The 22866-nt window shown below is 47.1% G+C and carries 25 protein-coding genes and 1 pseudogene; 14 read left to right on the plus strand and 12 right to left on the minus strand.

Going from position 1 to position 22866, the window contains the following annotated elements; all coding sequences use genetic code 11:
• Positions 1-574: hypothetical protein (locus tag PMG25_RS01235; protein WP_283765097.1), on the minus strand; the 574-nt coding region annotated here is incomplete at its 3' end.
• Here PMG25_RS01235 and PMG25_RS01240 point away from each other — a divergent pair.
• Entirely contained in the window at positions 531-1973 is a 1443-nt protein-coding gene (locus PMG25_RS01240; protein WP_283765098.1) for a CHAT domain-containing protein, read from the plus strand. The genes PMG25_RS01235 and PMG25_RS01240 overlap by 44 nt on opposite strands.
• A gap of 6 nt (positions 1974-1979) precedes the next feature.
• Here the strand turns inward: PMG25_RS01240 and PMG25_RS01245 are convergent, their stop codons facing one another.
• Complete coding sequence (locus PMG25_RS01245; protein ID WP_283765099.1) at positions 1980-2591, minus strand: 4Fe-4S single cluster domain-containing protein; 612 nt, start codon at positions 2589-2591, stop codon at positions 1980-1982.
• A gap of 443 nt (positions 2592-3034) precedes the next feature.
• Positions 3035-5041, minus strand: coding sequence for an EcsC family protein (locus tag PMG25_RS01250; RefSeq protein WP_283765100.1), 2007 nt, complete (start codon positions 5039-5041; stop codon positions 3035-3037).
• Between the two features lie 212 nt (positions 5042-5253).
• Between PMG25_RS01250 and PMG25_RS24365 the strand changes: the two are divergent.
• The 6 genes and pseudogenes from PMG25_RS24365 to PMG25_RS01280 all read left to right on the plus strand — a co-directional run.
• Positions 5254-5463: pseudogene (locus PMG25_RS24365) on the plus strand (type II toxin-antitoxin system RelE/ParE family toxin); the annotation flags it as partial.
• On the plus strand, positions 5460-5771 hold the full coding sequence (locus PMG25_RS01255) for a helix-turn-helix domain-containing protein (protein ID WP_283765101.1): 312 nt from the start codon (positions 5460-5462) through the stop codon (positions 5769-5771). The pseudogene PMG25_RS24365 and the gene PMG25_RS01255, both read left to right, overlap by 4 nt.
• 66 nt (positions 5772-5837) lie before the next feature.
• A complete protein-coding gene (locus PMG25_RS01265) occupies positions 5838-6074 on the plus strand; it encodes a DUF4160 domain-containing protein (RefSeq protein ID WP_347178710.1) in 237 nt (78 codons plus the stop codon).
• Positions 6055-6324 carry a DUF2442 domain-containing protein gene (locus tag PMG25_RS01270; protein ID WP_430540944.1) on the plus strand — a complete coding sequence of 90 codons (270 nt, stop codon included), beginning with the start codon at positions 6055-6057 and terminating at the stop codon, positions 6322-6324. Before PMG25_RS01265 ends, PMG25_RS01270 begins: the two co-directional genes overlap by 20 nt.
• A gap of 66 nt (positions 6325-6390) precedes the next feature.
• On the plus strand, positions 6391-7359 hold the full coding sequence (locus PMG25_RS01275) for a hypothetical protein (RefSeq protein ID WP_283765103.1): 969 nt from the start codon (positions 6391-6393) through the stop codon (positions 7357-7359).
• Positions 7352-8248: a DNA-methyltransferase gene (locus PMG25_RS01280; protein ID WP_283765104.1), complete on the plus strand. Its 897-nt coding sequence runs from the start codon at positions 7352-7354 to the stop codon at positions 8246-8248. Before PMG25_RS01275 ends, PMG25_RS01280 begins: the two co-directional genes overlap by 8 nt.
• A 244-nt stretch (positions 8249-8492) precedes the next feature.
• Here PMG25_RS01280 and PMG25_RS01285 read toward each other — a convergent pair whose 3' ends face one another.
• Positions 8493-9827, minus strand: a complete 1335-nt coding sequence (locus tag PMG25_RS01285) for a histidine phosphatase family protein (protein ID WP_283765105.1) — start codon at positions 9825-9827, stop codon at positions 8493-8495.
• A 229-nt stretch (positions 9828-10056) separates the two neighbouring features.
• Here PMG25_RS01285 and PMG25_RS01290 point away from each other — a divergent pair, with 229 nt between their 5' ends.
• Positions 10057-10794, plus strand: a complete 738-nt coding sequence (locus PMG25_RS01290; RefSeq protein WP_283765106.1) for a 16S rRNA (uracil(1498)-N(3))-methyltransferase — start codon at positions 10057-10059, stop codon at positions 10792-10794.
• An 84-nt stretch (positions 10795-10878) separates the two neighbouring features.
• Here PMG25_RS01290 and PMG25_RS01295 read toward each other — a convergent pair whose 3' ends face one another.
• Positions 10879-12009 (minus strand): AI-2E family transporter, encoded by a 1131-nt coding sequence (locus tag PMG25_RS01295; RefSeq protein WP_283765107.1) that lies wholly within the window; start codon positions 12007-12009, stop codon positions 10879-10881.
• Positions 12010-12049: 40 nt separating this feature from the next.
• Here PMG25_RS01295 and PMG25_RS01300 point away from each other — a divergent pair, with 40 nt between their 5' ends.
• Positions 12050-12256 carry a hypothetical protein gene (locus tag PMG25_RS01300; RefSeq protein ID WP_283765108.1) on the plus strand — a complete coding sequence of 69 codons (207 nt, stop codon included), beginning with the start codon at positions 12050-12052 and terminating at the stop codon, positions 12254-12256.
• On the opposite strand, the gene PMG25_RS01305 is transcribed toward PMG25_RS01300, so the two are convergent.
• The 4 genes from PMG25_RS01305 to PMG25_RS01320 form a co-directional block, all read right to left on the minus strand.
• A complete protein-coding gene (locus tag PMG25_RS01305; RefSeq protein ID WP_283765109.1) occupies positions 12232-12456 on the minus strand; it encodes a FeoC-like transcriptional regulator in 225 nt (74 codons plus the stop codon). The two genes, PMG25_RS01300 and PMG25_RS01305, sit on opposite strands and share 25 nt — an antisense overlap.
• 108 nt (positions 12457-12564) lie before the next feature.
• Positions 12565-14901, minus strand: coding sequence for a Fe(2+) transporter permease subunit FeoB (feoB, locus tag PMG25_RS01310; RefSeq protein ID WP_283765110.1), 2337 nt, complete (start codon positions 14899-14901; stop codon positions 12565-12567).
• A gap of 3 nt (positions 14902-14904) precedes the next feature.
• Positions 14905-15054, minus strand: coding sequence for a hypothetical protein (locus PMG25_RS01315; RefSeq protein ID WP_283765111.1), 150 nt, complete (start codon positions 15052-15054; stop codon positions 14905-14907).
• 6 nt (positions 15055-15060) lie between these two features.
• Positions 15061-15723 (minus strand): FeoA family protein, encoded by a 663-nt coding sequence (locus tag PMG25_RS01320; protein ID WP_283765112.1) that lies wholly within the window; start codon positions 15721-15723, stop codon positions 15061-15063.
• 206 nt (positions 15724-15929) lie between these two features.
• Between PMG25_RS01320 and PMG25_RS01325 the strand changes: the two genes are divergently transcribed.
• The 3 genes from PMG25_RS01325 (at position 15930) to PMG25_RS01335 (ending at position 19846) form a co-directional block, all read left to right on the plus strand.
• Positions 15930-16529 carry an HMA2 domain-containing protein gene (locus PMG25_RS01325; RefSeq protein WP_283765113.1) on the plus strand — a complete coding sequence of 200 codons (600 nt, stop codon included), beginning with the start codon at positions 15930-15932 and terminating at the stop codon, positions 16527-16529.
• 195 nt (positions 16530-16724) lie between these two features.
• Positions 16725-18863 (plus strand): heavy metal translocating P-type ATPase, encoded by a 2139-nt coding sequence (locus PMG25_RS01330; RefSeq protein ID WP_283765114.1) that lies wholly within the window; start codon positions 16725-16727, stop codon positions 18861-18863.
• 740 nt (positions 18864-19603) lie between these two features.
• Positions 19604-19846 carry a hypothetical protein gene (locus tag PMG25_RS01335; RefSeq protein ID WP_283765115.1) on the plus strand — a complete coding sequence of 81 codons (243 nt, stop codon included), beginning with the start codon at positions 19604-19606 and terminating at the stop codon, positions 19844-19846.
• Positions 19847-20058: 212 nt separating this feature from the next.
• On the opposite strand, the gene PMG25_RS01340 is transcribed toward PMG25_RS01335, so the two are convergent.
• The 3 genes from PMG25_RS01340 to PMG25_RS01350 form a co-directional block, all read right to left on the minus strand.
• A complete protein-coding gene (locus tag PMG25_RS01340; RefSeq protein WP_283765116.1) occupies positions 20059-20349 on the minus strand; it encodes a DUF5132 domain-containing protein in 291 nt (96 codons plus the stop codon).
• Positions 20350-20575: 226 nt separating this feature from the next.
• Positions 20576-20923 (minus strand): DUF5615 family PIN-like protein, encoded by a 348-nt coding sequence (locus PMG25_RS01345; RefSeq protein ID WP_283765117.1) that lies wholly within the window; start codon positions 20921-20923, stop codon positions 20576-20578.
• Positions 20920-21201 carry a DUF433 domain-containing protein gene (locus tag PMG25_RS01350; RefSeq protein WP_283765118.1) on the minus strand — a complete coding sequence of 94 codons (282 nt, stop codon included), beginning with the start codon at positions 21199-21201 and terminating at the stop codon, positions 20920-20922. Before PMG25_RS01350 ends, PMG25_RS01345 begins: the two co-directional genes overlap by 4 nt.
• A 43-nt stretch (positions 21202-21244) precedes the next feature.
• Between PMG25_RS01350 and PMG25_RS01355 the strand changes: the two genes are divergently transcribed.
• Entirely contained in the window at positions 21245-22093 is an 849-nt protein-coding gene (locus tag PMG25_RS01355) for an MlaE family lipid ABC transporter permease subunit (protein WP_283765119.1), read from the plus strand.
• 78 nt (positions 22094-22171) lie between these two features.
• Entirely contained in the window at positions 22172-22810 is a 639-nt protein-coding gene (locus tag PMG25_RS01360) for a Uma2 family endonuclease (protein WP_283765120.1), read from the plus strand.
• Positions 22811-22866: the final 56 nt, after the last annotated feature.

Consider the following 22866-nt stretch of genomic DNA (forward strand, 5'->3'; position numbering starts at 1 on the left):
CTGCACCGACACCAGCGCCATCACCAGCACCGACTCCTGCACCGACTCCTGCACCGACTCCTGCACCAACTCCTGCACCGACACCAGCACCGACTCCTGCACCGACACCAGCACCGACACCAGCGCCAACTCCTGCACCGACACCAACGCCAACTCCTGCGCCAACTCCTGCACCGACACCAACGCCAACTCCTGCGCCAACTCCTGCACCAATACCAGCACCGACACCAGCACCGACTCCTGCACCATCACCAGCGCCAACTCCTGCGCCAACTCCTGCACCGACACCAGCGCCATCACCTGCGCCTGCACCAGCACCGACACCAGCGCCAACTCCTGCACCAACACCAGCACCGACACCAGCACCGACTCCTGCACCAACTCCTGCACCGACACCAGCACCGACTCCTGCACCGACTCCTGCACCGACACCAGCACCGACACCAGCACCGACACCAGCACCGACTCCTGCACCGACTCCTGCACCGACACCAGCACCGACTCCTGTGCCAACTCCTGCACCAGCGCCAGTGCCAACTTCTAACTTAGTCTCAGGGAATAGGGAAATAGTCAATCGTGGCAATAGTGAGATTAATATTCTCCAGAATCAGAGTGATACGATTAATGGGATTAATCGGGCGATCGCCTCTACACCCCGTGAAACCTCGGATAATTCGTCCAGTGCTTCAGTACCGATTGATTCTCAGCAAGCTGCAACTGCCCTGATTAGTCGTGGTAGTGTACAACGGTTACTCGATGAAGGACAATTACAGCAAGCCGTTGAAGTGGGCGATCGCCTCTTGAGCGAAGAATTTGCCGATTATCTCAATAAACCCTTACCCCAACAACAACTCTCCTTTGCTCAACTCCAGAATCAACTGGAAAAAATGAGCGCCCAAATGGGCAATTCTTCAGCCTTACTCTATATGATTTCTCGTTCGGAGCAACTAGATTTAGTCTTAGTGCCCCCCACAGGAGAACCCATTTATCACTCCATTCCTGAAGCCTCAAATGCGGCATTAATTGCCAAAATCAAAGCATTTCAAGCCGAAATTGCCAATCCCATTCGCCGCCGCAGCACCAGTTATTTAGATGCTTCTCAACAGCTTTATCAATGGTTAATTGCACCCATCGAAGCTGAATTAGAAGCCCAAGGGATTACCACCTTATTATTCAGTTTAGATAGTGGACTTCGTAGCCTTCCCATAGCCGCCTTGCATGATGGCGAACAATTTTTAGTCGAAAAATATCAATTTAGTTTAGTTCCCAGTTTGAGCTTAACCGATACTCGCTATCAAAACCTGCAAAAGACTCCCGTTTTAGCTATGGGAGCCTCTGAATTTAGCGATCAAACTCCCTTACCTGCTGTCCCAGTTGAACTGAGTACCATCTCTGAGCAACTGTGGCAAGGACAAGCCTTTCTCAATCAAGAGTTAACCGTCGAAAACTTTAATCAACAACGGGCCCAATCGGACTATGGTATTATTCATTTAGCCACCCATGGTCAATTCAAACCCGGTAGAATTGAAGAGTCTTATATTCAATTTTGGGATCGTAAAATTGGACTCGATCAAATCACGAATTTAAACTTAACCGATCCTCCCATACAATTACTGGTGTTAAGCGCCTGTCGCACCGCATTAGGCGATCGCCAAGCGGAATTTGGTTTTGCTGGTTTAGCCGTTCAATCTGGGGCACAATCCGCCTTAGCCAGTTTATGGTATGCCAGCGATTTAGGCGCATTAGGCTTAATGGCCGAATTTTACCATCACCTACAAACCGAAGATACAAAATCTGGCGCTTTGCGTAGAGCGCAGATAGCCGTATTGCGGCAAGAAGTTCAGATTAAAGACGGTAAACTCATCGGCAATTTTGGCGAAATTGACCTCCCCCCCGAACTCAATACCGGCATTCAACCTAATCTCATTCATCCCTATTATTGGTCAGGATTTACCCTGATTGGCAATCCCTAATACCTCCTACAATTCAGTCAAGGCCATTTGGCCGCGATAACCGGTGATTAACCGCGTTCCATCTTTGAGAATATGGATCTCCATTTGATCGCTGGCCCAACTAATCGCATTTTCAAACTCTGGGTTCAGGATATGGACGCGCTGATTACTGGAAGAAACCGGAGAGGTAGGAGCATGAATGGCTAAAGATTCAATATAGGGGCCATCAATCAAAATATCCAGCTCATCGAGCAACTCCTGTGCCCCTTCCGGCGCACCTTTTGCCCTTAACTGCTCCAAAGTAAAACCCGTAAACGACATCACACTCAATCCCTTAGCTTTAAGCTGACGAGCCAACTTCGCCAACCCTGGAGCCTGCCAAAACGGTTCCCCTCCCGAAAAAGTCACCCCTTGATTGCGGGGATTACTAGCAATTTTTTCGGCTAGAGTATCAATCGCAATCAATTGATTAATCTCAAACGACCAAGACGCGGGATTAAAACAACCAGAACAAGCGCGAGTACAACCTTGAACCCAGACCACAGCGCGACATCCTGGGCCGTTGACTTCCGACTCGTCTACATATCCCATGATATTGAGATGGTTGGGAGGGAGGGTTGGGGCGTTGGGGTGATTCATGATGGCTAGAGAGATAAAAGTTGCTTCCTATTCTAGACGCAAGACACCTATATAGTTATAAAGTGAATCTAAAGTTTTAAGCTAATTGCCCACGATCGGGGCGTGGTGCTATAGAGCTAGTCTAAATGAGTTGTGCAACGGGAAATGCCCTCTCCCTTTCATATCAAGTCCGGTTTCCGCAAGCGGACATGAAAATTGGTTAAGAAGCGGGCAAGATGCCCGCACTCCTCAAATTCTTTGATATGACTGGAGTGGGAGCATCTTGCTCCCTGGATTTTTAATTAGGGTATTTCCGCTTCGCGGACATGAATAAGCGAACTTGATATCATGTCCGCTTGCGGAATATCCCTCTCCCACTCCAAGAGAGACTTTTTCCCCCTTCTCCCGCGGGAGAAGGGGGTAGGGGGATGAGGGGAAGCCATTACACAACTCATTTAGGTTTGCTATAGAGCCTCTAAATCTTCAAGTAACCCTTGCTGGGCTTCCCCTTCTACGGCAAACTGTTGGCTAAGTAATTCCAGAACTTGGGCTTCTTCTGGGGTGACAATGCCATCGAGTTCGGCCATTTTTTGACATTGCATCATTAAGGGCAGGGCAAAATCTGGGTTAATTTGGGGAAGTAATTCTTCTAGAGGGGTGGGATTATGAATATTTTGACTAATCGCTTCTAAGGAGGCTGGAGAAAGATTCATTGGTTCTAATTCTGGAAGCAAATCTTCCCAGGTTTTGTCGGGATTTCCAGCTAAAATCATATGGACTAAAATCTGATCCATAATCGTTTCTTGGGTAATGGCGGCTTCGAGATAGTGCTGGCTTTCTTCTTGTAGGGTTTCTAGGGTGGCTTCCATGACGATGGGGCTGCATTTGGCTTCGTAAAACCGACAAGCGGCATAGCCTAAAGCATAGAGGAGAGCGGCGTTGGCGCTGGCGCTGATCACTGCACCGGCTATGGGTACAGATTTGAAGACTCCTAATCCTGCTTTGACGGCATATTGTCCGCCAAATTTAATGGCTTGAGCGCCCCCTAATGCTAATCCAAAAACGGCTAAAACTTCTCCTTTACGCTCTGGTGCTTCGGGTTCAAAACCGTAGGCGTAGGCGATTTGATAAACCATTTCGGCTTGTAGGGCGGTGGTGGCGGCTAAATCAACGGCTAATAGGGCTAAACTGAGACCAGGAATACTGGTGGCGACTCCGGTTGCTCCTACTAATAGGGCTTTGTCAATCATGACTTTATGACTGATTTGATCGGGAGTGTAATCTGGAAATTGTTGCTGAAGTTGGAGAATGGATTCTTTGGTTTTAACAACATCAACAGTGTCGATCGCCTGTAACATCCAATCGGTTTTCAGGACTTTGGTGAGGGGTTCCATCCAGGGATTTTCTTCAAGGCATTTGAGGAGGGTGTTCAGGCGATCGGGAGCTTGGATAATTGCGCTACTCGCACTCTCCCCAGCTTTACCGACTCCTGCAATTACGGTATCGCTTGCGTTTCCGGCTAGGATAGCAAGGGTTTGCGTGGCTTTTCCCATGGTTTCGGTTGCACCTGTGGCTGCACCCCCCACTCCTGCAATTACGGTATCGCTTGCGTTTCCGGCTAGGATAGCAAGGGTTTGCGTGGCTTTTCCCATGGTTTCGGTTGCACCTGTGGCTGCACCCCCCACTCCTGCAATTACGGTATCGCTCGCATTTCCGGCTAGGATAGCAACGGTTTGCGTAGCTTTTCCCATGGCTTCGGTTGCACCTGTGGCTGCATCGGCGACTTTTCCAAAGAGGGAACCCCAACCGGATTTTTTCTGGGGTTCTGGAATGGGGGCGATCGCCGTTTCAGGTGCAGGAATAATGCCGGTTTCTGGCATAAGCTGAAGGGTTTGCTCCCAGATTGGCACAGCTTCACCGGTTTTTTTACCCACTACGGTGACGGTTTGAATGGAGTTAACCCCCAGTTGAATAAAAAATTTCTCTAAAATCTCCATTAATTTAGCTTGCGGCGGCCCCTTCAAGGATTCTACGCTGATCCATAATCCTTGGGATTGAGCCATCACCAGGGCTGTCAAGCCTTTGGGGTTAAGGTTACGGTTGAGGATTTCGGCGATCGCCCCTACTTTCCCCTGTTTCGCTGCTTCTAATGTCCCCGTTTCTTCCTCTGTGGGCAGCTTTAGCACCTGTTGCCATTCCGGAAGCTCTTCCTCCGCTTCCTTGCCATAGACCTTGATTTGGCTTACCGAGGCGATCGCCAGTTTTTTGAAAAAATTGGTCAAAACCTTAACAAAAACCGCTTCGGTGGGAACTTGAGCGCCTTCTAGCACTAAATTTAACGTCTCACCCTTACAGGTCACCTTGGTATTAATTCCTTTAGGTTGCAATTGCCGATTGAGGATCAGGGCGATCGCATCCGGGTTACCTTGTTTGGCAAGTTCAAGCACACTGGTTTGCACAGAGCTACTCATAGGGCAGGCCTTCCTTATTAACGTGGAGCGTATTAAACCCAACGATCTTAGAACGTAGAGTTTAATCGATTGATCTGGATGATCACCCTAAAGATTATACCCGAATCCTGCGATCGTCTCCGCATCTCCCTGAAATTATCCATGACCTCAATTGGTATAATGTGGGCAACCTCGCAAATCAACGGGTTGGGTAGAGGTAGATATATTGTTAAGGCTCTTCAATTAAGAATCTGAAAGAGCTTCGCATTCAATATAAAGGAGACCCTTGGCAGATTTTATTTGCGTTCGACCCGGAACGACAAGCTATTTTACTCGTTGGTGGCAACAAAACGGGTAACAAGCGATGGTACAAGGAAAATATTGCTATAGCAGAACGACGTTATGAAAACTATCTTGAACAACTGAAGGAAGAAGAACCATGAAAGACTATACAACATTATCGTCAGAGTTAGCCAAACTTTCTCCAGAACGACAGGAACGGATTAAAGCTAGAGCAGATAAAATTCATCTTGAAGAATTGACTTTGAAGTATCTGCAAGAGAAGTTAGGATTGTCGGAAGACGAGTTGGAGCAATATTTTACTGCATCGAATCTCGGAAAAGCCAAACCGGAAAGTCGAGAAGGTCTGGATTTAAATACACTTCAGAAAGTGGTCAGTGCATTAGGAGGAACACTGGAAATTACGATAAACATTCCCCAGAAAGAGCCTCTTGTTGCGATCGATGAATAATATCCCACTATGACCCAATTATGATAAAATTATCCTAGTCAATATTAAAGCTAGAGTCTTGCTTGAGTGCCAACTGTTTTAAGATTTGAAGCTTATCGCTTTTACTTTTATAGCCATGAGCCGAATGAACCACCCCATATTCACGTTGATCGAGATAATCAATCATCTAAATTCTGGTTATCTAGTGTATCATTGGCCAAAAATATTGGCTTTAGTGCCAAAGAACTAAGAAAAATTCAATCTATTGTAGAATCTCATCAAGAACAATTTTTAGAGGCATGGTATGAATACTTTGATGGTTGAAACTGATATTCGTGTTCATCAAGTCATCATTCATGATGATTCCTTTAGTGTCGAATTGATAGATGGGCGAACGATTACTGTTCCCTTAGCTTGGTTCCCCCGTCTTTTAAGCGCCACTTCTGAGCAGTTACAAAACTGGGAAATTTGTGGAGGTGGATATGGTATTCACTGGGACGATATCGATGAAGATATCAGTACGGAAGGATTGTTACGCGGTGCTGCTGCTCCTCGTCGTTCTTTTCCTGCTTGAAGCAACAAAAACAGTTATGACTGATGCCCTTTCTCTTTAAGTAACTAGCTTCTATCAAGATGCGTAATGAACGAACTAATTGTTCACGAAGTCAACATCACCCACTATCGTTTAGTCGAACTTTCAAAACTCGCCGATCAAGCCAAACCCTTTTATGACTGGGTAGAAAAAACAGCCAAAAGATTAACAGGATCGCATAAAAACTTAAATGAAATACTCATGTCTGTCACTAAAATTGAGCTTATTTCCATCATTGATGCCTGCTATCATGAAGTAGAAGAAAAGCGTCCCTTACTCTTTGATGGTATTGGCAGAGTTTATCCCCATAAAAAAGCTTGTTTTTATTTCTTTGCCTGGATCATTCGAGATGCTCCCCAACAACGGTTAGCTCCTCTGATCGCCCGCATGAGGAAAATAAAGAAAATTGATAAGATAGTGGCAGAGACTGACACTTTAGCTGAATTAATTCTTGAATATAGATCATATGTTCAGAGTTTTAGCTGGTTAACTGTACGAGAGGTCATAATCGATCGCCTAGAAGGTTCTCGGCGGAGTATTAAAGGACATCACCTTGAAGCTAGTGCGCGAACCGCTATCATTACAGCATTTCAAAATTATTATGCTATTTATGGCAATTATGGAAAATACAAGAAAATTATCATTGCTGATAAGCAAATTAAAATAGGCAACCATACCATTGATGTTTCTGTAAAACTGATTCCTTCAGATGGTCGTCCTAAACAAACACTCTTAATGCCAATTAAAACAAGAGAAACGGAGGGTGGAGGCCATTCCCATCTATTTACTAGGGATATCATAGCTGCGATTGGAGAACTGAAGGATGATCCACAGATATATCACATAATTGTAGTTATTGTTGCTCTCAATTGGTCGATCTCTGAACTGGGGAATATGGAAAACAAGATTGATAAGCTATTCTACTTTAATATGAATCCTAATCAGTTTCTGGGATTTGATGATCCCTCTCAGATCTCATTAAATAAGTATATTCAAGGGATTTTAGATCATGGCTGATCTGGATAAAATAATCGACAAAGTTCTATGGGGAGACATTCGTTCTGTCGCTGACCAGATACCCGATAACGTTGTGCAAACTATTATCACCAGCCCACCTTATTTTGGTCACAGAAATTATGGTACAGAACCAGAAAGTGAATATGAAATTGGTAGAGAAAATAGCCTAGATGTCTATATTGAAAATCTTACTTCCTGTTTTAGTGCCATTAAATCTAAACTCCGTGACGATGGACTATTATGGTTAAACCTAGGAGATACCTATATCAATAAAGAACTTCAAGGGGTTCCTTGGCGGATAGCATTTGCTCTAAAAGATACGGGTTGGATTCTCAGAAGTGACATTATCTGGAAAAAGCCCAATGCGATGCCTTCTTCAGTGAAAAATCGACCCACTACAGATCATGAATATATTTTTTTATTTGCCAAATCAAGTGATTATTATTATGATGCAGATGCGATCCGAGAACCGCACATTACTTTTACCGAAAACTCTAAAATGAAGGGGGGCAGAAATCATTTAGGAAAACGGAATGGTACACCCGAAAAGGGTAAAAACTCAGGAAACTCTAACCTACACACAGGAAGGTGGGATCAGGCGTTTCATCCTAAAGGGAGAAATAAAAGAACGGTTTGGGAAATTCCGTTAGGAAAATTTAGGGATGCCCATTTTGCGGTCTATCCTGAAGCGTTGGTTGAAACCTGCCTCTTGGCTGCAAGTCGGAAAGGTGATATTGTTTTTGATCCGTTTGCGGGTTCAGGAACAACAGGTGTAGTAGCACTCAAGCACCAGAGGAAGTTTATCGGCTGTGAACTGGTGAAGGAATATCAAGAAATGGCACAAAAGAGGATTGATGAACTGGTGGTTCAGCCGAGTCTCTTTGAATAATAAATGATTGATCCTTTTATATGATTAAGGTGGGCAGGGTATGCTGGCAGGTTTTAAATCATTTTTCTGCCTTCTCCTGCCCACCCTACTGCCGTGACAACCCTAAAATGGTGGGTTACGGCGGATTGATAGATTGCTGTCAGAGTCTAGGTTTTAGCCGCCTAACCCACCCTACGCTAATGCACATTTTTAGCTGTGTCAAGGCACTACGATAAATTACTATTACCGATTACTGCGCGAAGCGCTATAACGCTCCGGCTGCTGTGCGGTCAAAAATACCTGCATTGAGATGAGAGGTAATATTATGGCATTTGAGCATCGGTTTACCCTGTGCGCCATAGGGATAATCAATCACGGTAATTGCTCCATTGCCTTGTTTGAAATTCCAGAAATATTGGGGATCTAAATTAAACAAATGACACACGATCGCCTTATTGATGGCATCGTGAGCCGTCACCATCCCTGTGGTTCCTGGTTGAGCGAATTCGAGAATACTCTTCCAAGCGGCGATCGCCCGCTCCCAAACCTGCTGTAAATTCTCTCCTTCTGGCATTTGCACCGTTTCCGGCGACTTTTGCCATTGTGCTAACATCCCCGGATAAGCCGCTTCAATCTCGTTCTCTAACATCCCTTCCCACAACCCATGGCTAATTTCTGCTAAGAGGGGATTAAGCTGTAACTCAACTCCAGGATGATTCTCTAAAATCAATTCTGCTGTTTCTTTCGGGCGCAATAACGGACTACTGACAGCAAAATCTAAATGCACATCTTTCAAAAACTCCGCCGCTTTGCGTCCCTGTTCTTTCCCCGTTTCATTTAAGGGAATATCCTTAATTCCTTGAAAGCGCTTATCCCGGTTCCATTGGGTTTCCCCATGACGTACCAACAACAGGCGAATCCCTTCCGGTTGATTAAATTTTGGTAACGAAACCCCTAAATGGCTGGTCAGATTCATCGATTCTAATTGCACTCCGTCGCCCCAACCACCAGAAAAATTGAGGACACTAATACCACAATTCGATTGCAAGATGGACTGATAATAAGCTGGGGAAATATTCAGCGCCGTACTCAACAAACAGCGATTAATTCCATTATGGGCCACGACAACCACGGTTTGTCCCTGATGCTTGGCTAAAAGATCTTGCCAAAACTCTTTGGCTTGTTCATGCATTGCCAAAACTGGATAATGCTCTTTGGAGCCTTCTGGGGTAGAAATCACCATTTTGAAGGCTTCTGGTTGACGCTTCCAAACCTCATAGTCTGAAGCAAATTGGGTTTGTACGTCTTTTTTATGCATCCCTTGCCATAGGGGAAGATCGACTTCTAATAAGGTTTCTGGACTTTGGATGCTGAGAGAAGAGCCAAGATGAGCCACAATTTCTTCCGCCGTTTGTCGAGCGCGTTGCAAAGGACTCGAATATATGGCATCTAGGGGTATGTCTTGGAGCGCAGCAGCAACCAACTTAGCATCGGCTTTGCCTTGTTCCGTGAGTACGGAGTCATCAAGACGGCCTTGAATGCGTTGCTGGGCATTATAGCTGCTTTGACCGTGGCGGACGAGGATAACACGGGTAGTCATGAGGTTTTACTCGATCTGTTGCGGTCTGCATTTTACCCCATAATTTGGGGGAATGGGGGGATGGGGAGATGGGGAGATGGGGGGAGTGCGAGCATCTTGCTCGCTTGTTAACTCATTATTACTCATTACTCATTACCCATTACTCATTACTCATTACTCATTACTCATTACTGATAATCGGGTTATGATTTTTGGGAATGAATAGGAACCGATTACCCAAGAAATTATTGTGAGTCAATGGCAACGGGTGGCGATCGCCCCAAATCAACTGCATGAGGATATAATCCGGTTGACTGCCGAGCAACAGCATTATCTCTATCGAGTGCTGCGACTGCAACCGGGCGATCGCTTTATTGCCTTGATGCAACCGGACTGGTGGTTAAGTGAACTGCGGGATCTCGAAACAGCGCAGCGCTTAGAAAAAATGGCAATACAAACGGAATTGGCGATCGCCATTACCTTGATGGTTGCCTTACCTAAAAATGGCTTTGAAGAGAGTATCCGTTGTTGTACTGAATTGGGCGTAAGCTCGATTATCCCTGTAATCAGCGATCGCACCCTGCTTAAACCTAGTGGCCAAAAATTACAACGGTGGCGACGCATTGCCACAGAAGCGGCTGAACAATGTGAACGGCAACATATTCCGGCGATCGCCGATCCTCTCTCGTTTTCTGAACTGATACAAACATGCGATAGGGGCGATCGCTATTTAGCGGTTACCCGCACCAGTGCCCCCCATCTGCTGACTCTACCTCTACCCCCACCGACCCAACCGATGGCGATCGCCACGGGGCCAGAAGGGGGCTGGACTCCCCACGAAGTCGAACAGGCCCTAAAAGCAGGGTTTCAACCCATTTCCCTCGGTCAACGCATCCTCAGAGCCGTAACCGCTCCCATTGTCGCCCTATCCTTATTGAGCGGACACTATGAAGTTCAAGAATATAGCGCTGCGCGTGGTAATGGGTAATAGGTAATAGGTAATAGGTAATAGGTAAACCGTTTTTGCGGAGGGATGCAATCACAAAGAGTTATAAAATTTGAGAAAGACAACCTATTGATCCATTAAATCTTCAGCTTGTTCTTCCTCCTCTGAGGGGGTTAACTCAGGGTCAGTATTGGGGTTCTCTTCTAAACTTTCCTGGGCCGTCTGTTCAGGATAGCGGGCAAAGTCTACCATGGTTTTGATTACACTGGCGACAGGAACAGCCAGTAATAAACCGAGAAGTCCAGCGAATTTTCCGCCAATAATCAGGGAGATCATTAACCAGAGGGGATTGAGTCCGATCATATCTCCTAAAAGACGGGGGGCAACAATGTTGTCATTAATTTGCCCAACAATCAAAGCCGCAGCTAACACCTGAAGGCCTAATCCAAAATCTTGTAATCCAACAATGAGGCTCGCTAAAATGACGGTCAGGGCACTGGCATAAGGAACTAAGGTAGTCATACCAATGGCTACGCCAAATAAAAGACCATAGGGAACTTGTAAAAGCACAAAAACGATCGTTTGAGCAACGCTGAGAATTCCGGCTAAAATGGTTTGACTGACAAAGTAGTTGGCAAAAACTTGCTGTGAAGTGTCTTGTAATTTGGTTCCCCAAGGATCGGGTATCCAACTAAAAATCCCCTGCCAAAAGGATTCTCCACCAAAGACGAGAAAGAGGGTAAAGACGAGAATAATCGTGCCATTGAGAATATTGTTAATGGTTCCTACGAGCAAATCTAACGCTTGGGAACCAATGGATTGCAGTTGGGTGGATAAATTTCGAGCCAGATGTAGAGTGATATCACTTAAGTCAAAGGGGAGATTTTGGGCGATCGCCCATTGCTCTAGCGCTTCGATTTGGCGATCGCCCGATTCGATGATGTCTGGTAAGCTCCTGAGCAGTTGAGCCAATTGCCTCAGAATTTGCGGGATCAGTAACCCAGCTAAAAACAGGACAAATAAGACCGCAACCAGAAAAACGACAGCAATTGCCCAAGATCGTTTCAGTCCTCGACGATGTAAAAATTGAATGGGAAAATTCAGTAGAAATGAGAACAGAGTCGCGGTAATAAACAGGCTGACTAAGGGTTGAAGATTATTAATGACATGGGAGAGCAACCAAGCATTCAGAAATCCCAGGGGAAATAATAGACCTAACCGGACAGTCCTCGGTATACCTTGCCAAAATTCTAACATATAGGGGTGGATAAGTTCAGCTAGACCTCAAAGTAAAGCTATGTTATCACTTTGGCTCGCAGGCACTATAGCTAGTCTAAATGAGTTGTGTAACTGGAAATGCCCTCTCCCTATTCCCTATTCCCTATTCCCTATTCCCCATTCCCTATTCCCTATTCCCTATTCCCTATTCCCTATTCCCTATTCCCTATTCCCCATTCCCTATTCCCCATTCCCTATTCTCTATTTCTTCCCCATCCATTCATAAAACTCAAAAGCTTCTGCATCGCAGTGGGTGCAACCGCCACATTTTTTTCCTTCTGAAGCTAAGGGTTTGACTCTACCTTTATGGACTAATTTGTTAAGCATCCCTCGCAGAGCGTCCGGATGGCTGCGAAAGTGGGTTTCGAGTTCCGCTAGGGAGACTTTCTGTTTTTGGGCGAGATAGGTTTGGAGTTCTAAAATCATGATGTCAATGAATAATGAACAATTAACAATTAACATTTGGGGAACAGGGGAATCTTCGCGTTCACGCTCCCTGAGAGGAGTCGAAGGGAGCGCCCACCTCTTCCATCTCTAAATGGGGTTTTCCGACTGGCGCTGGGCTTTGAACTGGGGCGTGACTATTTTCAAAGCGAAGAAGATACCGACACTGATGGCTGCCATGCTCAGTAGCCATATACTGGCAAAGACAGGCTGGGTAGTGAGTTGGGTGATTTGATAGAAACTGGTGGCGACGATGTAGGCTAAACCGGTTGTCCATGCGGCGACAAAAATTGTCCATTGGGTGTTGGTTTCCCGGTAAACGGCTGCGGTGGCAGAGACACAGGGGAAATACAGCAAGACAAACAACAGGTAAGCATAGGCTCCAGCTTTGCCATCAAACCGGGTTACCATGGCTCCAAATGTGCCTACAGTGACTTCTTGTTCTGATGAGGCGGTTTCTAGGTCTGTGGTGTCGCCAATGTTCAATCCTAGGGGATCGAGTAATGTACCGGGGAGTTCGGCTAGGTTGGCGGGAATGGTAGCAAAGGCTTCTTGGATGCCTCCCCAGAACTCAAAGCCGCCTTCTGCTTCGGCTAATTCGGGATTATCGGCGATCGCCAGTTGTCCGTAAATAGAATCAAGTGTGCCTACCATGGCTTCTTTAGCAAATACACCGGTAAAGAGACCCACGGTAGCGGGCCAATTGTCCTGGGTAACGCCCATGGGAGCAAACATGGGGGTAACGGCTTGACTGGTGGCACTGAGAACAGAGCGATCGCTATCTTGGTTGCCAAATGAACCATCAGTGCCTAAAGAGTTCAGTAATCCCAGAATCGTCACCATGATTACAATTACTTTTCCGGCTTTTAAGAGAAACGCCCGCAGCCGATCCCAGGTGCGAATCATTACGCCTTTGAAGCGGGGGATGTGGTAGGGAGGCAGCTCCATGACAAAGGGAGAAATCTCGCCTTTAAGGATGGTGTTTTTCATCACTAGCCCGGTGAGGATGGCAAAGGCGATGCCGAGTAGATAGAGGCTAAAGACGATGTTTTGTCCGCCGACGGGGAAGAAGGCGGCGGCAAAGAGGGCGTAAACGGGAAGCCTTGCCCCACAGGACATGAAGGGGTTCATGAGGATGGTCATCAGGCGATCGCGGGAATTCTCCAATGTCCGAGCGGCCATGATTGCCGGGACATTACAGCCAAAGCCCACTAACATGGGCACAAAGGATTTTCCGGGTAAGCCCACAAACCGCATCATCCGATCCATGACAAAGGCAGCCCGTGCCATGTAACCCGAATCTTCGAGTATGGATAAGAACAGGAACATGAAGCCAATCACGGGGATAAAGGTGGCGACGGTTTGTATCCCACCCCCTGCGCCGTCAGCTAACAGGGCGATCGCCCATCCGGGGAAGTTGAGGCTCTCCAGAACTTGCCCAAAGCCATCGACAAAGATTGTCCCGGCAGCAATATCAAAGAAGTCAATAAATGCACTGCCCACGTTAATCGTAAATAGGAACATCAGATACATAACGGCTAGGAAAATGGGAATACCTAGCCAACGGTTAAGGACAATAGCATCGAGCTTATCGCTCATGGACTGACTCACTTCTCCGGTGCGCTGACTGGCTTCTTGGGCCACATTTTGAATAAAGCCGTAGCGACTATCAGCAATCAGAATATCGAGATCTTCTCCTAAAACTTGGTGAATGGTACGCCGATGTTTGGCGATCATCTCCGTGAGTTCTGGAGTCACAATTTCGCCCGCTCCTCGTTGATCGTATTGCAGCAAGTTTAGAGCAGTCCAGCGCGGTTCGACAATACGGTTGGTGGTTACTTCAGTGAGATAGGGGACGATTTCCGCTAAGGCATCTTCGATGACGGCTGGATAACCCACATAACTGGGAGAATGGGTTAAGTTTTCGAGAATTTGACCGACTAAATGAACTAAAGGCTGGATTCCTTGGCGATCGCTGGCCACAATCGGAATTACAGGAACCCCTAAGCGATCGGCTAACTGATCTGCGTTAATTTCTATGCCCCGCTTGTCCGCAATGTCCATCATATTCAGAGCCACGACCATCGGTAGGCGCATTTCCATTAACTGGGTCGTTAGATAAAGATTACGCTCTAGATTAGAAGCATCAATGATATTAATCACCAGTTGCGCTTCTCCAGAGAGGAGATAATCTCGCGCCACTAACTCATCCATCCCGGTAGCACTTTCTTCGGCATCTAGGGAATACACCCCCGGTAAATCGACCAGGGTAATGGTCGATTGATTAATTCTAAACTGCCCTTCTTTGCGATCGACCGTAACCCCCGGCCAGTTTCCTGTCCGTTGGTTCGCGCCAGTTAGGGCATTAAAGAGGGTGGTTTTCCCGCAGTTGGGATTGCCAATTAAGGCAACAATGGGTTTGAGCATGGCTTAGGGAATAGGGAATAGGGAATGGGGAATGGGGAATAGGGAATAGGGAATAGGGAATAGGGAATAGGGAATAGGGAATAGGGAATGGGGAATGGGGAATGGGGAATGGGGAATGGGGAATAGGGAGATAGGGGATCGCCCATTACTCATTACTCATTACTCATTACTCATTACCACTTGTAAAGCTTGGGCTTCGTCTTTGCGTACAGTTAAGTGAAAATTCCGCACTTCGATTTCCACAGGATCGCCGAGGGGCGCGACGCGAATGACGGTAAATTCTGTTTTTGGGGTGAGTCCCATAGCAAGAAGCTTACTTTTGTAGGCACGATGGGTTGGTTCGTAACCGATAATGCGCCCTTTTGTGCCTACCGTCAGGTCTCCTAGATGGAGTGTGGAGGTCGAGTTTTCCATATCTGAGTTCGGATGTGAGGATAGATTGGTTTCGGTGACGACGACTCGTGAGGCGAGACCTGCGCCTAAGCCTAAGCGGTTATCGGCGATCGCCACTACCACCGAGCCACTACCTTGACAACTGAGAATTTGCACCTGAGACCCTGGGGTAATTCCCATGGCTAACAGGCGAGAGATCCCCCCTTTTCCCCGAAACTCCCTCACCCATAATTGTTGGCCTGGTCGTCCTTCACTGAGCAGGAACCCGCTCTCTTCCGTCATTTCAGATGCGGCTGGTTCGTCTTGGCTCGAACTGACTCCGAGATAATCAAAGTGACCGCCGTGGTGTTGTCCTCGCCCTGGGGGGCGATCGGGGCGCTCATTCCTACCCCATCGCTTCATCCAACTCATAACTTGACTCTGATTCATTAGAGTTGCTAATTATTCTCATTTATTTTGCATTATTAGTTTACTCTTATATCTATTAATTAGCAAGAAGATTAAGTTAATTGACAAGAGTATGAAGAAAATAAACATTTCCTTGAGAAGAGTTATTATTCTTCTCTCCCGTAGTAAACTAGGGTTGGCTCATTCAGAACCCTACGAAAACCTACTCAAGAAACGGCTAAGAGACCATGACCGATGCTGCATCCCCTCCAGAAGTTTCCAGTTCAACTTCAAGCTCAACCTTGACCCAGAGCAACGCAAGCTCTTCTGACTTAACTTCTCAATTAGGACAATGGCTGGAAAATAGCAGTGAAATTGCGACCATTTTACCCGTAGTCGCTGGATTATTAGTGACCAGTCGCTTGCAATTACGAGGAGCGCAAGCCCTAGTCGTTAATCTGACGATCGCCGCCCTCGTGCGTCAAGCCCTCCAACAAGTGAAGAAACAGGCCCAACCGACTTCAGGAAGCGAGCAACAAGCCTCAAGTGCCAGCGAAGAACAAGCCAATAACGAGGAAGAAGACTATAAAATTGTCCATTCTGTCCCTGGGCGCATTCGGTTACGCATCCCTCGTTTAATGAACGACTCGCTCTATGGCAAACGCCTGGAAAAACTCCTGTCTGCCGAGTCCAAAGTCAAGCATGTGCGGATTAACCGAGCTGCCGCGTCCCTGATTATTCAATACGATGGAGACGGCATGTCAGAACTTGAATTAGGCATGTATTTACTCAACATTCTCGATCAAGCCAACTCTGCACCAGTTGAAAATCCCAGCGAGGAAAATTAGGGAATGGGGAATGGGGAATGGGGAATGGGGAATAGGGAATGGGGAATAGGGAATAGGGAATAGGGAATAGGTAAGAGGCCATTTTCCCATCCTCCCCATCTCCCCATCTCCCCCATCCTCCCCATCTCCCCCATCCTCCCCATCTCCCGACTCCCGACTCCCCAATCCCCCAATCTCCCCACCCCCCACTCCCCCATGTTAAAGATCGTTCATTCTATTCCTGGAAGAATTCGCTTGCGAGTTCCGCAACTGAAAGACAATGCTGCTTATGGGACTCAACTCGAAGCAACCCTGGTGACTTGGCCAGGGGTGAGGCATGTTCGGATTAATCAATTATCCGCCTCGGTGGTGGTGGGTTATGCTCCGGAAGTGGTCGGAGAAGGGGCGGCGGAGCGAATCGCACAAATGGTCGAGGATCAGATCGACAAAATTACTCAGACTATTGCCCCAGAACCGCCTGCTGCTCTGGCTAGTGAAAAGCATTCAGAAGGGTGGTCAAGCTTGCGCCTTCCCCTGGTGGCGGCTATTCTCGCTCTGCTTAGTCGTAGCCTTCCCCGATGGGTTGGCTTGCGTCCGGTGGCGAAGATCGCCTTTCTCCTCGCTGCTTTCCCGGTCGCAAAACGGGCCTGGCATAGTGTGGTAGAGGAGCAGCGCTTAAATATTGACTGTCTGGATTTTCTCGCCCTCACCTTAAATGGGTTACAAGGAAAACAGGTGACTCCGGTGATGGTGATCTTGCTCCATGAGTTGGGGGATATCATCCGCGAACAAACGGCTAGAGCAACGGAAGTGCGGACGGCTGACTTACAAGAGGCGATCGGGCGGTTTGCTTGGGTGAAAGTGGGAGACGATCAACCCCCAGAGCAAATTCCGAGCGATCGCGTGGAAGTGGGGCAAACGGTTATTGTTTATCCTGGGGAACAAATTCCCGTGGATGGTACGGTATTGCGCGGAGAAGGAGTCATCGACCAACAGCAGCTCACCGGGGAAGCGCTACCGGTGGTTAGACAGGAAGGAGGATCGGTCTTAGCGTCTACTTTGCTGCGATCGGGTCAATTGTATCTGCGGGCCGATCGCGTGGGCAACCAAACCCGCGCCGCTCTGAGTCTGGCCTTACTACAAAAGGCTCCTGTCCATGACACCCGCATGGCCAACTATGCCGAAAAAATTGCCGATCGCCTGATTTTACCCTCCCTCTTTCTCGCCTCCCTCATCTGGCTGACCACAGGCGATCCCTCTAGGGCCGCCGCTATCTTAACCCTAGACTTTGTAACCGGCATTCGCGTCTCCATTCCCACCGCCTTTTTAGGAGCCTTAAATCATACCACTCGCCATGGCATTCTGGTTCGTAGCGGTCGCACTTTAGAACAATTGGCGGAAGTTGATACCGTTGTATTTGATAAAACGGGAACGCTGACCCAAGGAATTGTCACGGTAGCCAGCATTACCCCGTTTAATGGCTCATCTGAAGACCGAGTGCTACAACTAGCTGCTGCGGCCGAACAACGGTTGAATCATCCCGTGGCTGAAGCCATTGTTGACTATGCTCATCAGAGGGGGGTAACGATTCCTGCCAGGGGCGAATGGTTCTATGAACTGGGGTTAGGGGTTCGCGCTCAGATTGAAGGTCAGGAAGTGTTGGTGGGTAGTCAGCGCTTTTTACACCAAGCAGGAGTTGAGTGGGAAAGTTCAGAAGAGTGGCAGATCGAAGAGGATGCTCCCTCTCAGATTTATGTGGCTTGTAACCAGGAGTTTCAAGGGGCGATCGGCTATCGCGATCCCTTGCGTCCAGAGAGCGATCGCCTGATTCAGACTCTACAGCACCATTATGGTATCGATATTCATTTGTTAACGGGCGATCGCCCCCAACGAGCCGCCCAAGTTGCCCAAGAACTCCGTATTCCCACCTCCCAAGTGTATGCGGAAGCTTTCCCCGATGATAAAGCTCGGATCTTGCGAGATTTACACCGTTCGGGGCGGACAGTCGCCTTTGTGGGCGATGGCTTAAATGATTCCGTTGCCCTGGCCTATGCGGATGTGGCGGTCTCCTTTGAACAAGGGTCAGAGATTGCCAGGGAAACGGCGGATGTGGTTTTGATGAATAATAATTTACTCGATTTACTCGAAGCCATTTCCATTGCTCGCCAAACCCGCAATCTGATCGATCAGAATATCGCCTTGGTGGTTGCGCCCAATTTAGCGGCGTTGGGGTTAGCCTCAACGGTAGGGTTGAATCCTCTGGTGGCAACGGCTATTCATAATGGATCGGCGATCGCTGCCGGAGTCAATAGTCTGCGTCCCCTAGTCGAGCATCAGATGACCCTGGAGGGTTGAACTGCTGTATCAAATCCGCTTAAAGAATTGTCATATCAAGTCCGATTAAACAGTTGTCATTGCGATCGAAGGGAAGCAATCGCCAAGATTGGGAGATGATCGAGATTGCTTCATTCCACTGCGTTCCACTCGCGCTTTACGTTTCACGCAAGCTTCGCTTTCATGTCCGCGAAGCCCAAACGCGCATACTTCGTATTCATGTCGGCGACAGCCGAAATGCCATGACATACTGATAGGTCAGGTGGGCAGGGTAAGCTTGTAGAAGTTGAATCATGTCGCGGACTCCTCCTGCCCACCCTACTGGACCGGCAAGCTTAAAATTGTGAGTAAGAGTGTAGGTTGGGTTGAGGAACGAAACCCAACACCCGTCTGACGAAAGTTGGGTTTCACTTCGTTCAACCCAACCTACAGTTTTAAGCTTGCCAAGCCACTACTGGACCGGCAAGCTTAAAATTGGGGGTAAGAGTGTAGGTTGGGTTGAGGAACGAAACCCAACACCCGTCTGACGAAAGTTGGGTTTCACTTCGTTCAACCCAACCTACAGTTTTAAGCTTGCCAAGCCACTACGATGATTTGCTGGTTGTTCCCTCTTGCCTTTTGCCTTTTGCCTCCCCCTAGCCTACCCTTTTGCCTCCCCCTAGCCTACTTTTAAGATTGCTAACAATTCTTCTCATTAATGGCACAAATTCTGCTAGGCTATGACCAGAAATCAACCTTTCTACATAGTCTTCTAAACCCCTATGTCTCTGATTCATCTGGACAAGTCCGTCGTGACCTTTCATCTCAAGGAAATTCTCGAAGACGGAAACGGTAACCATCCCCTATTCTGGGTTGGATTAGGCGTTTTAGTTTTAGCCCCTACCCTGTTGCCCGATCCTCAACCGGTGAATCAACGGTTGACTCAACAGGGAAAAACGGGAAAAACAGAAATTTCTTTATCTGAGTGGGTAGCTCAGGCACAAAAAAAGGGAGTTGAGAGCTGACTCTTTTCTCAAGTCCAGTTAATTGATTAAAATATCGCGCTACGGTGGGCAGAGTAGGCTTGTAGAATTTGAAAAATTTTGCTTATCCTATTCTCCTGCCCACCCTACTACGATAATGGGCTGTTCCCCAGCGATCGTATTCAACAAGTTGCTCCCAGCCCCTTGTTAGCGTGCATGTTCATAGGGAAAGCGCTATAAATCTCAAGGCTGAATTAGGAATTGGGGAGGGATTTTTGGGGAGTTTCGGCTTGAACCTCTGCTTTAGCTTCAGCCGCAATATCCGCTATGCTTTCAGCCGTTTCTGCAAGGGCAGATTTGGTTTTTTCATACCAAGTCACTCCGGTTTTAATAGAGGTTTTCAAAACGGGTTTGACCAACGGCAAAATGATAGGGGTGAGGGCCACTGTAGCGACTCCGACGGCGATCGCCGTAGTATTTGGATGACGGCTGAGTTCGGCAACTCGCGCTCTTAATCCAATGCCTTCGTGATGCATCATTACCATGATTGAGATCCTGCTTGCTAAGTTGAAACAAAATGTAGCTGGTATTCTCATCTATTATAGGCTAATTGAGAAAGAAAAGCCAGACATTAATGATGAACAGATTATTAAATGATTAAGTGAGAGTTAATCCTAATTACTCATGTCTCAGAGGATGGGGAAACGGAGACACCAGGATACGGGGGCACGGAGATGGAAATCATATCACAAATGTTTTCTAACTAAGCAATCAAATATATCGAACCTGATTTTCCATTTCATCTGCTGTAACGTGATTCAAAATTGCCAGCAATCGTTGTGCAATTTCTTGAGGGGGACGACGGACAGCTAATATCACACCACAGTGTCTTTGTTCTGTATCAAAATACATCTGAATAAGCTCTTCAAAATCCCCACGGTTATGTGTGACTAAGGCTCTTTTCTGGCTGACTGCGTAGGCAAGTTGCTCTTTGTCGCTTGCTTGAAGTTGTCCCGCATCTCTTACCGTTAAAGCATCAAACCCTCTCGCTTTCAGCAAGTCTGAGACCAGTATATTAACATCCTCGTCTAAATATAGACGGATGAATACACTGCTCATAGATCGCACACTAACGGGTCAATCAAGTCATCAGGAATTCGATTGCGCTCAATGTAGGTGTTGATCTCATCCTGATGATCGCTGTAATAACTCAAGGCATCGAATATCTGCGCCAGCGTAAGATGGGGCAATCCTTTGGGAATCTCTTCAGGAGCAATGCCCATGCGCCAAGTCTCAACGATCGCCCTAACCGGTGTGCGCGTTCCTTTAATGATGGGTTCACCCCTTAAAATCTGTTCATCTCTAACAATGTAAAGATGCTCCGTGACTTGAACCATAGCTAGTTCTGAATTATCTTTTCAGCCTACAATTATAAGGGATATGCCGATAATCCGGGATATCCCTTATAATTGTAGTCCTGTAGCAGCAGTAGCCTTGAGTCAACCCAAACTCTTGCAGAGCGGCAACCCCTTCTATCGCCCCCTAGCCGCTATCCTCTTAGGGGGACAGGCGATCGCCCATATCCTGGCTGGAAACATTCATCGCCGAAACACCCTGGAGCAGATGATTAACGTCGGCCCGGCTTCCCTGACGATCGCCGTCATGACCGCCATTAGCGTCGGTTTCGTGTTCACCATTCAAGTTGCCCGTGAATTTATTAACTTTGGAGCCACCACTGCTGTTGGGGGAGTTTTGGCGATCGCCCTAGCTAGGGAACTCTCCCCCGTTCTCACGTCCGTTGTGGTCGCTGGGCGAGTCAGTTCCGCCTTTGCTGCCGAAATCGGAACCATGCAGGTGACCGAACAAATCGATGCCCTCTACATGCTCAAAACCGACCCTATCGATTACCTTGTGATACCCCGATTAGTCGCCTGCTGCTTGATGGTTCCCCTTCTGAGCCTCATTTCCCTAGTCGCGGGTATTGGCTCCGGCTTATTCATTGCCGAAGCTCAGTACCAAATTCCCTACTCCGTCTTCCTCTCCTCCGTGCAAAGCTTCATGACTCCCTGGGATGTCTGTAGCTCTGTGATTAAAGCCTTTATTTTTGGAGCCTTAATTTCTGTAATCGGCTGTAGTTGGGGACTCACTACCACCGGAGGCGCAAAAGGTGTCGGTAAATCGACTACCACTGCTGTAGTGGTTTCCCTGCTCTCGATCTTTATGAGTGATTTTGTTCTTTCTTGGATCATGTTTCAAGGTATGGGTACATCGTCAATTCAAGGGATGTAGAGATACAGCGCACTGGTAATGAGTCATGAGTCATGAGTAATCCTTTTCCGATAATCAACCCATACAAAGGCTAATAATATGCAAGTAACTCTTGAACAATTAGTCATTCCTCCCGGTCGGCAACTTTTAATGAAAGATATTAGTTGGCAGATGTACGAAGACTTGCTAGAGGAGTTGGGAGAAAAACGCGGGTCTCGGATTCATTATAGTCAAGGAATATTAGAAATCATGACACCATTACCGGAACACGAAGACGATAAAGTGATGATTTCTGACTTTGTAAAAGCAATTTTGGAAGAATGGGATATTGAATTTCGGAGTCTGGGTTCCACGACGTTTAAAAGTCAACGAATGAATCAGGGACTTGAAGCTGATGATTGTTTCTATATCGAAAATGAAGCAGTAGTTCGCGGTCAAAAACGAATTGATTTAAGTATAGATCCGCCCCCAGATTTTGCCCTTGAAATTGATATTACATCTCGGACTCGGTTTAACAATTATGAAGCCTTGGGAGTCGGAGAACTTTGGCGCTTTAACGGTACAACTTTAGAGATTAATGTGCTACAAGATGGTGTTTATATTCAATCTGATGAAAGTCCTCATTTTCCTGGACTTTCTTTAACGAAAATTATTCCTGAATATCTGGAACGGAGCAAAGTGGAAGGTAGGAATAAAACTATGAAAGCATTTCGGGCTTGGGTGAGGGAGCAAATTTAGAGGAGGTTGTGCAATAGATAGCGATCGGATTATACTAAAGCCGATTAAAAAAAATG

This window comes from Roseofilum capinflatum BLCC-M114 (assembly GCF_030068505.1).
GTDB classification, from domain to species: domain Bacteria; phylum Cyanobacteriota; class Cyanobacteriia; order Cyanobacteriales; family Desertifilaceae; genus Roseofilum; species Roseofilum capinflatum.